Source organism: Streptomyces sp. NPDC052012 (assembly GCF_040689265.1).
Classification (GTDB): domain Bacteria; phylum Actinomycetota; class Actinomycetes; order Streptomycetales; family Streptomycetaceae; genus Streptomyces.
This window is the reverse complement of sequence record NZ_JBFAXA010000002.1, coordinates 652,117-665,048: the sequence shown is the minus strand read 5'-3', so window position 1 is coordinate 665,048 and position 12,932 is coordinate 652,117. Positions and strand designations below refer to the sequence as shown.

Below are 12,932 nucleotides of genomic sequence, written 5' to 3'. Positions count from 1 at the left end.
CGAGATCGCACGTTCCGCGAGGGGGCTCGCACTCCCCAATCTGCGGGCCGCCGCGCGGTCACGGGAACCGTGCGATCCCGGTCTCAGAAGGCGAAGACGCCAGAACCGTGCGCGTTCATCACGCACTCGTTGCCGAAGGTGCGCTCGTAGGAGACGCGCTGCCCCTGCCACACCCCGTCGACGGTGACGACCACCGGGTCGTACTCCTTGGTGCAGAAGACGCCCTGCCGCATCGTCAGGGCGCTCAGGTTGCCGCTCACGCCGTTCAGTTCGGCACAGGCCGAGGCGGCGGCCGGGTGGGTGCCGGACGGCCGGGGGGCACAGGTCAAGGTGACCGCGCGTTCCGGTGTTGCGCTCATCGCGCTCTCGCCGTGACCCACGGTGAAGACCAGGGCCGAGGGGGCGTAGAGCGCGGAGGGGCCGGTTCCCGTGGCGGCCGTCGCGGCCCCGGACAGGGGTGCGCAGACGGCGGCGGCCGTGAGGCCGAGGGTGGTGGCCCAGCGCGCGGTGTTCCGCATTGTGTGCATCCTTCCGCTCGTGTGGAAAAGCGCCGGCTCGTGCTCGGTCGGTGCCGAACCGGCGTGCCGGAGTCTGCCGAGTCCGCCGCGGAAACTCATCTCGACCGTGTGGATTTCAGTAACATTGCGTGTTGAATCAGTGGCGGGAAGTCACGGAAGAGACGCGCGTCGACCCGGTAATCGCACGGCTGCCGTGTGTGCGAAGTGGCCAGATGGCCGAAATGCGGCCGCTCGTTAATAGGCCTGAAACATTCCGATTCTGCTCTCGGCAGAGCGTTCCTCGACCCCTTGTGTTCATGAACGGGTCGAGTAATCGTCATTACATGATTACGGCAGAGCAACGAGAGCGACTGCGGGGCTGGTTCACGGGCCGGCTCCCCGACGATCTCTTCGAGGAGCTGGCCGAGGTCACGGTCGACCGCGAGGAGATCACGGTGATCGGCCGCATTCCCGCACCCGCGCCGGCCGAGGGCGCCTCGGCGGCCGAGCGGGAGGCGGCGGTCGAGGGCCGGATCCAGGAGTTCCGGGAACGCACCCGGGACGCCCGGATCTCGGTCGCCAGGGACGCGGAGCACCGCTTCGGCAGGAAGGTCTCCTGGGGGGTGGAGTGCGACGGACGGCGCGCGCTGTTCACGCATGTGGCAGCGCCCGTGATGACCCGGCTGCGCCAGCCGGAGCGGCAGGTGCTGGACACGCTGATCGCGGGCGGGGTGGCGCGCAGCCGCAGCGAGGCTCTGGCCTGGTGCGTGCGGCTGGTGCAGCGGCACACCGACGACTGGCTCACCGAGCTGCGCGAGTCCCTGGAGCACGTCCAGCGGGTCCGGTCCCGGGGACCGGACGGCGAGCCGGAGGAGGAGCAGCAGGAGAACACGTCTGCCGCCGACGGTGAGTGAACGGCGTTGTCAGTGGCCCCGGTTACGGTTCCGGGCATGACTCGATTCGTGCTCGTGGCAGGTGCCTGGCTCGGTGCGTGGGCGTGGGAGGAGGTGACGGCCGAGTTGCGCGCGGCCGGACACGAGGTCCATCCGCTGACGCTGTCCGGCCTGGCGGAGCGCCGGGGCGTGCCGGCCGGACAGCAGACCCATGTCCGGGACGTCGTGGAGGAGGTGGAGCGCCTCGGCCTGAGGGACGTCGTCCTCGTCGGGCACAGCTACTCCGGCGTTCCGGTGGGCCAGGCCGCCGAGCGGATCGGCGACCGGCTCGCACGGGTGGTGTTCGTCGACGCCGGCGTGCCGGTGGACGGGGAGTCGTTCCTGTCCGGCTGGCCGAGCGAGCAGGTACGGCGCGCGATCGAGGAGCACGACGGCTTCTGGCCGCCGCCGTCCGCGCAGGACTTCGCAGGCCAGGATCTGACCGGCGAGCAGATCGCCCGCCTCGTGGCCGGCTCGACCCCGCACCCCGGCCGCACCCTCACCGAACCCGCCGTTCTGAAGCGCTCGTTGGGCGATCTCCGCGCGACCTACATCAAGTGCCTGCTGGACGGCGAGGAGCCGATGCCGGCGGTGAGCGAGCTCCTGCGCAGCGACCGCTGGCAGCTGATCCGTATGAACACCGGCCACTGGCCGATATTCTCCCGCCCGCGCGAACTGGCCCGGATCCTGGCCACGTCGGCGGACTCCTGACTCCCGGGGTCCGCCCCCTCCCGGCAGATCCCTCCGGGTGTACTCGCCGGTATCGTCGGGCGCGGTGTGGGCTGGGCGATGCGACCAGGAGAGGTGGGCCGGCGCGTATGGGCAAGCACTGGGCGGACTTTCAGTACGAGATCTATCTGAACGGCATGACGGGGGCCGTGCCCCGGCTGCCCACGGATCTGACCCGGCTGGAGGAGCTGACGGAGCAGCGGCTCGGGCCGGGGCCGGTCGGCTATGTCGCGGGCAGCGCCGGCGACGGCAGCACCGCCCGCGCCAACCGGGCCGCCCTGGCGCGCCGCCGGATCGTGCCGCGCATGCTGCGCGACGTGCACGCCCGTGATCTGTCGGTCGAGGTGCTGGGCCGCGCGCTGCCGGCCCCGCTCGCGCTGGCGCCCGTCGGGGTGCTGTCGATCATGCACCCGGACGCCGAGTCGGCGGCCGCCCGGGCCGCGGCCGCGCAGGGCGTGCCGTTCATCCTGTCGTCCGCGTCCAGCACGCCCATGGAGCAGGTCGCGGAGGCGATGGGCGAGGCGGAGCGGTGGTTCCAGCTGTACTGGCCGAAGGACCCGGAGGTGGCCCGGAGCTTCCTCGGCCGGGCGAAGGCCGCCGGGTTCACCGCGCTGGTGGTCACCCTGGACACTCCCCTGCTGTCCTGGCGGCCCCGGGACCTGGACCAGGCGTATCTGCCGTTCCTGCGCGGGGTGGGCACCGCCAACTACTTCTCGGACCCCGCGTTCCGGGCGGGACTGGCCAAGCCCGTCGACGAGGACCCGAACGCGGCCGTGATGCATTTCGTCGGCATGTTCTCCGATCCCGCCAAGACCTGGCCGGATCTCGCGTTCCTGCGGGAGAACTGGGACGGACCGATCGTCCTCAAGGGAGTGCTCCACCCCGACGACGCCCGGCTCGCGGCCGACGCCGGGATGGACGGGGTGGTGGTGTCGAACCACGGCGGCCGTCAGGTGGCCGGGTCGATCGCGGCGGCGGATGCGCTGCCGGGCGTGGTGGAGGCCGTCGGCGACCGGCTCACGGTGCTGTTCGACAGCGGGGTGCGCACCGGCGACGACGTCTTCAAGGCGCTGGCGCTCGGCGCGCGGGCGGTGCTGCTGGGCCGGCCGTACGTCTACGGGCTCGGGCTCGACGGGCAGGCGGGCGTCGAGCATGTGATCCGCTGTCTGCTCGCCGAGCTGGATCTCACCCTCGCCCTGTCCGGCCACGCCTCCCCGGCCACGATCGGTCCCGGCGACCTGGTGGAGGATCCCGCCTGACCCCGCCCGACCCGCCCGACGTCGGGTGCGGGCGGGCCGGGGCGGGCGGTCGCCCCGGCCGGCCCGTTCACGACACCGGTTCGGTGAGCTCCGCGTGCCGTGCGGCCGGCGCGCCGGAGTCGCTGATCGACAGTGAACCGGTCGCGGTGGTGCTCACGGGGTCCGTCACCCAGCGCTGGCCCACCGTCCGGTCCCGCACCTTGACGACGATGTCGGCGTTCGCGTCGAGGCCGGCCGGGGTGAGGGCCAGCTGCCGGTCCCAGCGGGGCAGCAACTCGCCGAGCGGCGTCAGGTCGTAGCGCACGTCGTCGCCCCGCCGGTCGTCCTGTTCGGGGCAGGTGCCCAGCACCACGACACCGGCGTCCTTGTGCGAGTCCAGGCACAGACCGGGGTCGGCCACGCTGCGCAGCAGCCCGTCGTCCTCGAACGTCCACTGCTGGCTCCAGGCCGAGGAGCATTCCGCCAGCTGGGTGCCCACCCCGTCCTGGGGCTCGCCCCGGGTGTCGAGGCACAGCCCGGAGGCGACGTTGCGCAGGCGGGTCTGCCCCGGCGCCGTGGGCAGTCCGGCGACGCCGGGCGGGGACACCGACGGGACGACGCCTCTGCCGCCCGCGGCGCTGGTGGAGCCGGTGGGGTCGGCGCCTGTGCCGTCGGGTGAGGAGGACCCGGCGATGAGCACGCTCACCAGGACCCCGGCGGACACCGCTCCGAGGCCGGTGAGCAGCGTCCTGGTGGAGCGCACCGGGTCCGGCAGGCTCAGGTCGTGCAGCCGGGCGGGCACGGGGATCCGGGCCAGCAGCCGGTGCCGGCTGCCGCCGCCCTGCCCGCCGCCGCGCCGTCCGCGGCGGGCCGCGCGCGAGCCGCGTGGCCCGGACGCGGTGCGGCCGGGGCGTGAGTCGAGATAACGGCGGGCGCCCCAGCCGAGCACCGCCTCGGCGATCAGAGTGCCCAGGCCGCCCTCGAAATGGCTCAGTTGGTCCGCCGCGTCCCGGCAGTGGCGGCACTCCGACAGATGGTCGCGCACGTCCGGGAGCAGGGCGCCGCCCCGGCGGATGGGGACGTCGAGGAGCCGGTTGTAGAAGCGGCAGTCCTTGCTCGGTGCCAGTTCTTGATGGGCATGGACACATGCCTGACGGAATCTGTCCCGTGCTTGTTCGAGTGTGCCCGACGCGATGTCGGTATCCATGCCGAGCAGACCGGCGGGTACGGATATGGGTTCCGCCTCCACCTCGACATGCCAGAGCAAACAGCGCGCCTGTCCGGGCAGGGACGCAAATGCCCGCTGGGCGAGTGTGCGATTTTCCGGAGTCATGGTCGTCGCCGCGCGCATACCGCGCCCACCGGCGGGTTTCTGCAAGCCCGGCAGCGCATTTGTTATTCGATCGTCCTCGGCCCACTCGCGGACCGTGTCCCGCACGGCCACCAGCAGCACCGGACGCAGCGCGACGGCCGGTTCACCGAGGGCGATCCGGTCCAGCACCCGGTGCAGGGCGGCCGCGGTGACCATGGCCGCGAGCCGGTCCGAGGAGGCCAGGCAGACGGTCGCGTAGTCGTGCATGGACTGCCAGTGCCGCGCCGTCAGCAGCGCGACACCATGGGCGGCCTCGCCCTCCGGACGGCCTCGCAGCCGGGCGGCGAGGAACTCGTCGGACTCCCCGCGATCCCCGCCGGGCGGGGAGAACGGAGGTCGAGGGGGGTGGGGGGTGGGCACTGAGATGGTTCCTTCCCACGCGCATGTGCTCAAGGGTTCCGGTACGCCGAAAAGGAAGCCCGATTGGTTCATACCTCTTTGGCGTGGCGCGGGGAGTCGCGAATTCACCACCGGCGAATCGGACCCGGTTCCTCAACGCGTGTGCGATCCCCGGCCTTTAACCCCCCACGGGTGGCTCACTCTCGCACAAGCGGCACAGGCCCAACAAGGCGGTTGAGGAAGATCTGCGCGTTGACAGAAAGTCAGAAAGGAAAAGGTCACCGGCCTTGCCGGGAACGGCTTTCGGCCCGGGTTTTCAGCACGCCCGCACACCCCGTGTGAACGGCACGCCCCAGTCGAGTGCGCCGCGCACGCTCCCGGCGCACGCCGGAGCGTAGTCAACTGATGACGGCCCTTCTCGGAGGTCACGCGCCAGGACGGCGGCTCTCCTGCGCGCACGGCCGCCGGCCCCGTTCCTCCCGCCCTCGGCCGGCGGCCCCGGGGGCCACTCCCCCGCCGGACGCCGCCTCCCGGACCTGCCTGTCAGATCTGCCAGGAGCGGAGCCGGTCCGCGGCACCGTAGATGTCCGTCGCACCGGACATCAGATCGCGCGCCAGGTCGACCAGCGCGCCGTAGGGCGGGTCGATGCCGACGCCGCTGACGAACATGTACGCCACCGCGGTGGCGCAGGCGAAACGGGCGTTGGCCGACGGCAGCGGCCGGAGCACCGCGAGGGTGTGCAGCAGGGCCGCGGCCCGCCAGGCGGGGTCGGAGTCGACACCGAGGCGCGGCGGGTCCACGCGGTGCCGGGCGACGGCGGCGACCAGCGCGGAGAAGTCGTTGATGACGGGCTGGTCCGGAAGGACCTCCTCGTGCCGCTGGAGCAGCCAGGGCACGTCGATGTGGAGGACGGCTGCCATGGGTCAGGCGGCCCGCCCCTCGCCCTTGGTGGGGGGTTCGTCGTCCGGGAAGGCGGCCGCGAATTCGTCGGCATGGGAGGAGAAGAACCGGCGGAACGCCTCCGCCCCCTCCTGCAGCGCCCGGTGGCGGGCTATGTCGGCCGCCGCCGCCTCGCGCACGAGCGCCTTCATGGACGTACCGCGCTCCTTGGCGATCTGCCGCAGGTCCTCTAGCTCGCGGTCGCTGAACTCCACGTTGAGAGCTGGCATGACTTCACGGTACCGCTCGGGTACTGGCTCGTAAATACCCGCAGGTCACAGCGGATACGGTGCGGTACCGACGGGAAGCGGACGGTGAGAGAACGGGTGAGACCCCGGTCACATTCGTTCCGGTCGATGTCACATTCCGGCGCCCTTGTGCCGTCGCACGGGTGAGCGCGCGCGACACGGGAGGGCATCCATGGTCCGCAGCACGGCCTCCGACACCCGGGGCACCCCGCAGGGCAGCCGGGGCGAACGGCTCGCCGACTGGTTCGACGGGCGGCTCGGCATCCACACGCTGGGCCGCAGGTATCTGCGCAAGGTGTTCCCGGACCACTGGTCCTTCCTGCTCGGCGAGATCTGTCTGTACAGCTTCGTGGTGCTGGTCCTCACCGGCGTGTACCTGACGCTGTTCTTCCATCCGTCGATGAACGAGGTGACGTACCACGGCAGTTACACCCCCCTGAACGGGGTGCGGATGTCCGAGGCGTACGCCTCCACGCTGGAGATCAGTTTCGATGTGCGCGGCGGGCTGCTGATCCGGCAGCTGCACCACTGGGCGGCCCTGGTGTTCATCGCCGGGATGCTGACGCACATGATGCGGCACTTCTTCACCGGCTCGTTCCGCAAGCCGCGCGAGGTGAACTGGCTGTTCGGCTGGCTGCTGCTGTTCCTCGGCCTCTTCGAGGGCCTGTTCGGCTACTCGCTCCCGGACGACCTGCTGTCGGGCACGGGCCTCAGGTTCGTCGACGGCGCGCTGCTGTCGGTGCCGGTCGTGGGGACGTATCTGTCGATGTTCCTGCTGGGCGGCGAGTTCCCCGGCGACGACGTCGTGGCCCGTTTCTACTCGCTGCACGTGCTGGTGATCCCGGGGATCATGGCGGCGCTGGTGGTGGCCCACGTGCTCCTGGTCGTCCACCACAAGCACACCCAGTTCGCGGGTCCCGGACGGACCGAACGCAATGTGGTCGGCGCCCCGTTCATGCCGGTCTATCTGGCGAAGGCGGGCGGATTCTTCTTCCTGGTGTTCGGGCTGCTGACGCTGATCGCGGGGGTGGCGACGATCAACCCGGTGTGGTCCTACGGCCCGTACCGCCCCGACCAGGTCTCCACGGGCGCGCAGCCCGACTGGTACCTGGGGTTCGCCGAGGGGCTGGTGCGGATCATGCCGGGCTGGGAGATCGACCTGTGGGGCCACACACTGGTGCTCGGGGTGTTCATCCCGATCGTGGCCTTCCCGCTGCTCCTGGCGTTCATCGGCGTGTACCCGTTCCTGGAGGCGCGGTTCACCAAGGACGACCGCGAGCACCACATCCTGGACCGGCCGCGCAACCGTCCCGTCCGCACGGGGATCGGCGCGGCCTGGATCAGCCTGTACCTGGTGCTGCTGGCGGGCGGCGGAAACGACATCGTGGCGACCCGCCTCCACCTGTCGATCAACACGGTGACCTGGGCGGTGCGCATCGCGGTGTTCGTCGTCCCGGCCGTGGTCTTCATGGTCACCCATCGCATCTGCCACGGGCTTCAGCTGCGCGACCGGGAGCTGGTGGAACACGGCCGGGAGACCGGTGTGATCAAGCGGCTGCCGCACGGCGAGTACGTCGAGGTGCGGCAGCCGCTCGATCAGGCCCGGCTGCACACGCTGACCGCGCACGAGCGGCCGGGGGAACTGGTGGAGAGCGTCAGGTCTGATCCGCCACGAAGGACGCCATCCGGGTCAGGGCCGAGTTCCAGTTGATGGTGTGCTCGTTCGTCGACCAGGACTGGATGTCGTCGATGTAGCAGAACTGACCCGTGCAGCCCTGGAGTTTCGACTGGGCGAGCGGGTCCTGGATGCTCGAGTTCGGACCGCCGGCGAGGGTGCCGTCGGGCGGGTTCGGCAGGGCCGGGTCGAGCTGGCGGGCGTACCAGCGGCTGTGCTGGTTGCGGGCGTCGACCTCGCCGTAGCCGGTGACGTAAGAGATGTTCAGGGCGTTGCGGCCGAAGATGTAGTCCATGCTCTGCAGGGCGCCGTCACGGTACCGGGAGGCACCGGTGATGTCGTAGGCGGTGGCGATGACGACCGCGTTGTGCAGGATCTGGTGGTTGGAGCCCCAGTCGTAGCGGTTGTCCTCGGGGGCGTACGGCATGCCGTAGGGGTGGTCCCGGAGCGTCGCCAGATAGCGGTCGGCGCCCTCGACCACGGAGCGGCGGACCTTGTCGCGGCCGGGCAGTCCGCTCGGCACGGTGGCCAGGTCGAGCCGGGCGGCGGCCGCCGTCCTGGCCCAGTCGTAGCCGAGGGGTCCGAAGATGTCGGCGGTGTGCACCGGGGAGTTCAGCACGTACTGCTGGAACTGCCGCTCACCGGTGGTCAGATACAGCTCGGCGGCGGCCCAGTAGAACTCGTCGGTGACGTCGTCGTCCGGGTAGGCACCGCCGCCGATGCCGTCGTCGGGGTCGGCGTAGATGTCCGGGTGGGCGAGCGCCGCCGCCCAGGCCTTGCGGGAGGCGGCCAGGGCCCGCGCCGCGAACTCCTTGTCGTACCCCTTGTACAGGCGGGCCGCCTGGGCGGCCGTCGCCGCCAGATTGAGCGTGGCGGCGGTGGTCGGCGGGTGCAGTTCCCGCTTCTGCGGATCGTCGTCGGGCAGCAGGGGCAGCCCGGTCCACTGCTCGTCGTGGATCTTGTGGTGGGCCAGGCCGGCCAGCGGCTCACCCTCGGGCACCTGCATCTTCAGCAGGAACTCCAGTTCCCAGCGGGCCTCGTCGAGGATGTCCGGCACCTTGTTGCCGCTCTCCGGGATGTTCAGGGTGCCGTCGCCGAGCTTGTCGGCCTGTCCGGTGCGGGCGTGCCGGGCGCGTTCGTAGGTGCTGAGCACCTCCCAGGTGCTGATGCCGCCGTTGACGACGTACTTGCCGTGGTCGCCCGCGTCGTACCAGCCTCCGGTGACGTCGAGCGTGTAGTCGCAGACACCCGGTTGGCAGGGGACCTTGCCGTCGCCCTGGTTCGGGGCGACGTCCACGTGCCCGGCGGGACGGCCGTAGCCGGGGCGCAGGTCGTCGCGGATCGCGAGGCCGCTGCGCTGGGTGTAGTAGTACTTCGCCGCGTCCAGCCGCAGCCGCTCGTAGGCGCGCGTGCCGATGTCGAAGGGCCGGCTGGTCTCGCCGTCCGCGGTCAGCGTGTAGCCGGTGCCGCGGGTGCGGTGGTCGCCGAAGTCGATGGAGTGGACGTTCTGCCCGGAGGAGCCGTCCACGCCGCGCGGCACGGTCCAGCCCCGCCGGACCACGTCGCCGTCGGCGTCCTTGAGCTCCCAGCGCAGCTTCCCGGTCGCCTCGGTGACGAGGGTGGCGTTCTTGGGCCCGGAGGGCAGGTAGGCGACCTGGTTGACGCGGACCCGGGGGCCGGTGTCGGGTTCGTACGGCTCCGGCGGCACCCCGCCGAGCAGGGACACGTCGTCCAGGCAGAACCGCCACGGGTCGGCGCTGCCGCCGAGCTGGAAGCCGACCTGGCCCTGGGTGGTGTCGACGGGTGAGGTGAAGGTGTAGGAGTAGGTGTCGCCGGAGACGCTGAGCTGCGGAGTCACCTCGTGGTAGGTGTCGTACGGCGCCACCGACAGGCCGACGATCGCGCGCACGGAGTGCCCCGCGGGCGAGCCGGTCGCGGCGAAGGAGAAGCGGTACGACTCCCCCTTCACCAGGGTGATGTCGTTCTGCCCGACGGCGGCGTCCCAGCGGTTGGTGGTGCCGCCGGGCACGTCGGCGCACAGGCGGCCGTCGGACAGGCCCGCGGTCACGTTCGGCGAGGTCCACCAGGGCTCGGTCCCGGTGTCGAAACCGCCGTTCCTGACCTGCTCCGTCTCGTCGGCGCCGGCCGGGGCGGCGGGCAGGGCCGTGAGGGCGGTCGCCAGCAGGCCGGTCAGGGACAACAGCGCGATTCTGCGTCTGTTCACGTCTGGGCTCCTCGTCTGTTCACGTCCGGTCTCCTCTGCGACAGGTGCGGGCGGCGCCCCGGCGGCTCACAGGTGGGAGCGCTCCCATTCGACTGGGGACCATGGTTGTGGCAGGGGTGACACTGCGTCAACGGGTGGGACGGGACCGGTGAGGGCCGGCGCCCTGGCCCCGGCGCGGGTGACGCTCCGGATCCACGGGAGCCTGAGACGCACTAGGCTGGAACTCAGGCGATACACCGGTTCACGGTGAGTGTGCGCGATGGAGTGGCGACGATGAGGCCGGACGACCCGTTCGACGATGCCGTGACGGCCCGGGCCGTCATCGCCGCCGACGGCACGCTCGCACAGTGGAACGAGGGGGCCCGTCTGCTGCTGGGCCACACGGCCGAGGAGGTCGTCGGACGCCCGGCCGCCGAACTGCTGGCCGACGGGGAGCCGGCACCCCGGCCCCCGGTCGACGCCCGGTGGAGCGGCACGCTCGCGCTGCGGCACCGCGACGGCGGTACCGTCACCGCATGGGTCCTCGCCCACCGCCGGGACCCGGACGGCGGCGGGACCGGCGACTGGCTCGCCGTGTCGCCGCTGCGCTCCCCGGACGAGGAACTGCCCGACGATCCGCTGGTCCGGGTGGCCGTCTCCCAGTCGCCCTGCGCCACCATGGTCTTCGACGACCGGCTGCGGCTGCGCGGTGTCAACGACGCCATGGCGGAGCTCCTCGGGCTGCCGGCCGAGTATCTGCGGGGCCTGCGGCCCACCGACGTGGGCGGCCGGCACCAGCACTCCGAGCTGGAACAGCACCTGCGCCAGGTGCTGCGGACCGGCCGCAGGCACGACATGGAGACGTTCATGAAGGCCACCGGCGAGATGCGCGCGCACGCGTGGCTGGCCCGGATGGCACCGCTCACCGACGACACGGGCCGGGTGCGCGGCGTGTGCGTGACGGCCCACGACTTCACCGGCCAGTACCGGGCGCGGGAGCGGCTGCAGCTGGTCAACGAGGCCAGCATCCGCATCGGCACGACCCTCGACGTCACCCGCACGGCGCAGGAACTGGCGGAGGTCTGTGTGCCCGCGCTCGCCGACTTCGTCAGCGTCGACCTGCTGGAGCCGCTGGAGCCCGGCAGCGATCCCGTCAGCCCGCTCGAAGCCCCCGTCTCCCTGCGCCGGATCGCCCACCACTCCCTGACCCCGGGCAGCCCCGAGTCGGTCACCGACGCCGGTGAGATCGTCGTCTACCCGGCGGCGGCGCCCCATGCGGACTCGCTGATCGCGGGTCACAGCATCATCGCCTCGGTCGCCTCAGGCGATCTGGATCCGTGGCTCGCGGTGGACGATGCGCGCGCCCGGCAGGTCCGCGAGTTCGGCGTCCACTCGATGATGTCGGTGCCGCTGCAGGCCCGCGGCACCACCCTCGGCGTGGCCGCCTTCACCCGCTACCGGCGGCCCGAGGCGTTCACCCATGACGACGTACTGCTCGCCGAGGAGGTCAGCGCCCGCGCCGCCGTGTGCATCGACAACGCCCGCCGCTACTCCCGCGAGCGCGAGACGACCCTCACGCTGCAGCGCAGCCTGCTCCCCCGCACCCTGCCGAACACGGCCGCGGTGGAGGCGGCGTCCCGCTATCTTCCGGCCGCGCGCTCCGGGGTGGGCGGCGACTGGTTCGACGTCATCCCGCTGTCCGGGATGCGGGTCGCGATGGTGGTCGGGGACGTCGTGGGCCACGGCATCCAGGCGTCGGCGACCATGGGCCGGCTCCGCACGGCCGTACGCACCCTCGCCGACATCGATCTGGCCCCCGACGAACTGCTCACCCACCTCGACGACCTGGTCCTGCACCTGTCGCAGGAGTCGGGCGACGGGAGCCCGGGCGAGGTCGGCGCGACCTGTCTGTACGCGGTGTACGACCCGGTGTCGCGCCGCTGCACCCTGGCACGGGCCGGGCATCCGCCGCCCGTGATGGTCCCGCCGGACGGCCGGGCCCGCCAGCTGGACCTGCCGTCGGGGCCGCCCCTCGGCCTCGGCGGGCTGCCCTTCGAGTCCGCGGAGCTGGACCTGCCCGAGGGCACGGTGCTGGCGTTCTACACCGACGGCCTGCTCGAGTCCCGCACCCGTGACGTGGAGAGCGGCCACGCGCTGCTCCGCGAGGCGCTGGCGCACGCGCCCTCCGGTCCGCTCGACGAGACCTGCGACCGCGTGCTGCACAGCCTGCTCCAGCCGGGCGGCACGGCGGACGACGTGGCGCTGCTGCTCGCCCGCACCCACGGGCTGCCGTCCTCGCAGGTCGCGACCTGGGACATCCCCGCCGACCCGGCGCTCGTCGCCCCCATCCGCAAGCAGGTCCTGGACCAGCTGGCCGTGTGGGCGCTGACCGACGCCTCGTTCACCGCGGAGCTGGTGGTCAGCGAGCTGGTCACCAACGCCATCCGGTACGGTGCGCCGCCCATCCGGCTGCGTCTGATCCACGACGGCTCCACCCTGATCTGCGAGGTGTCCGACACCAACCACACGGCACCGCACCTGCGCCGGGCCAAGACCTGGGACGAGGGCGGCCGGGGGCTCCTCCTCGTCGCCCAGCTCACCCAGCGCTGGGGCAGCAGGCACACCCCGGAGGGGAAGACCATCTGGGCGGAGCTGGGGGTGCTGGACGAGCTGTGAGCCGTGCGCCGGTGCCGGTAGGCCGTTTCCCGGGGCGAGTCGAGGACACCCGGGAAGGCGGCGGTGCGCGGTGCCGGGCTGCC

Annotated in this window: 10 protein-coding genes; 5 read left to right on the top strand and 5 right to left on the bottom strand. The window is 71.9% G+C overall.

What is annotated here, in order from left to right:
• Nucleotides 1-83: 83 nt before the first annotated feature.
• Complete coding sequence (locus AB0412_RS06600; RefSeq protein ID WP_366401367.1) at nt 84-518, bottom strand: subtilase-type protease inhibitor; 435 nt, start codon at nt 516-518, stop codon at nt 84-86.
• A 323-nt stretch (nt 519-841) separates the two neighbouring features.
• Here AB0412_RS06600 and AB0412_RS06595 point away from each other — a divergent pair, with 323 nt between their 5' ends.
• From AB0412_RS06595 to AB0412_RS06585, 3 genes are all read left to right on the top strand, one after another.
• Complete coding sequence (locus AB0412_RS06595) at nt 842-1,411, top strand: hypothetical protein (protein WP_366401366.1); 570 nt, start codon at nt 842-844, stop codon at nt 1,409-1,411.
• Between the two features lie 36 nt (nt 1,412-1,447).
• Nucleotides 1,448-2,140, top strand: coding sequence for an alpha/beta hydrolase (locus AB0412_RS06590; RefSeq protein ID WP_366401365.1), 693 nt, complete (start codon nt 1,448-1,450; stop codon nt 2,138-2,140).
• 107 nt (nt 2,141-2,247) lie between these two features.
• The gene (locus tag AB0412_RS06585) at nt 2,248-3,417 is read left to right on the top strand and encodes a lactate 2-monooxygenase (RefSeq protein ID WP_366401364.1); all 1,170 of its coding nucleotides are present in this window, start codon (nt 2,248-2,250) and stop codon (nt 3,415-3,417) included.
• A gap of 67 nt (nt 3,418-3,484) precedes the next feature.
• Here the strand turns inward: AB0412_RS06585 and AB0412_RS06580 are convergent, their stop codons facing one another.
• The 3 genes from AB0412_RS06580 to AB0412_RS06570 all read right to left on the bottom strand — a co-directional run bounded on the left by AB0412_RS06580 (nt 3,485) and on the right by AB0412_RS06570 (nt 6,277).
• Nucleotides 3,485-5,128, bottom strand: a complete 1,644-nt coding sequence (locus AB0412_RS06580; protein ID WP_366401363.1) for an RICIN domain-containing protein — start codon at nt 5,126-5,128, stop codon at nt 3,485-3,487.
• Between the two features lie 522 nt (nt 5,129-5,650).
• Nucleotides 5,651-6,028, bottom strand: coding sequence for a toxin Doc (locus AB0412_RS06575; protein ID WP_366401362.1), 378 nt, complete (start codon nt 6,026-6,028; stop codon nt 5,651-5,653).
• A gap of 3 nt (nt 6,029-6,031) precedes the next feature.
• A complete protein-coding gene (locus AB0412_RS06570; protein ID WP_366401361.1) occupies nt 6,032-6,277 on the bottom strand; it encodes a hypothetical protein in 246 nt (81 codons plus the stop codon).
• A 190-nt stretch (nt 6,278-6,467) separates the two neighbouring features.
• On the opposite strand from AB0412_RS06570, the gene AB0412_RS06565 reads away from it, so the two are divergent.
• Entirely contained in the window at nt 6,468-8,006 is a 1,539-nt protein-coding gene (locus tag AB0412_RS06565; RefSeq protein WP_366401360.1) for a cytochrome bc complex cytochrome b subunit, read from the top strand.
• Here the strand turns inward: AB0412_RS06565 and AB0412_RS06560 are convergent.
• On the bottom strand, nt 7,951-10,194 hold the full coding sequence (locus AB0412_RS06560; RefSeq protein ID WP_366401359.1) for a glycoside hydrolase family 9 protein: 2,244 nt from the start codon (nt 10,192-10,194) through the stop codon (nt 7,951-7,953). The genes AB0412_RS06565 and AB0412_RS06560 overlap by 56 nt on opposite strands.
• Before the next feature lie 273 nt (nt 10,195-10,467).
• Between AB0412_RS06560 and AB0412_RS06555 the strand changes: the two genes are divergently transcribed.
• A complete protein-coding gene (locus AB0412_RS06555) occupies nt 10,468-12,849 on the top strand; it encodes a SpoIIE family protein phosphatase (protein WP_366401358.1) in 2,382 nt (793 codons plus the stop codon).
• The last annotated feature ends 83 nt before the right edge of the window (nt 12,850-12,932 follow it).

Bases quoted from the DNA above. Each gene is read 5' to 3' on its own strand.
- AB0412_RS06590 (WP_366401365.1), top strand. From the start codon at position 1,448: ATGACTCGATTCGTGCTCGTGGCAGGTGCCTGGCTCGGTGCGTGGGCG.
- AB0412_RS06595 (WP_366401366.1), top strand. From the start codon at position 842: ATGATTACGGCAGAGCAACGAGAGCGACTGCGGGGCTGGTTCACGGGC.
- AB0412_RS06555 (WP_366401358.1), top strand. From the start codon at position 10,468: ATGAGGCCGGACGACCCGTTCGACGATGCCGTGACGGCCCGGGCCGTC.
- AB0412_RS06565 (WP_366401360.1), top strand. From the start codon at position 6,468: ATGGTCCGCAGCACGGCCTCCGACACCCGGGGCACCCCGCAGGGCAGC.
- AB0412_RS06600 (WP_366401367.1), bottom strand. From the start codon at position 518: ATGCGGAACACCGCGCGCTGGGCCACCACCCTCGGCCTCACGGCCGCC.
- AB0412_RS06585 (WP_366401364.1), top strand. From the start codon at position 2,248: ATGGGCAAGCACTGGGCGGACTTTCAGTACGAGATCTATCTGAACGGC.
- AB0412_RS06575 (WP_366401362.1), bottom strand. From the start codon at position 6,028: ATGGCAGCCGTCCTCCACATCGACGTGCCCTGGCTGCTCCAGCGGCAC.
- AB0412_RS06570 (WP_366401361.1), bottom strand. From the start codon at position 6,277: ATGCCAGCTCTCAACGTGGAGTTCAGCGACCGCGAGCTAGAGGACCTG.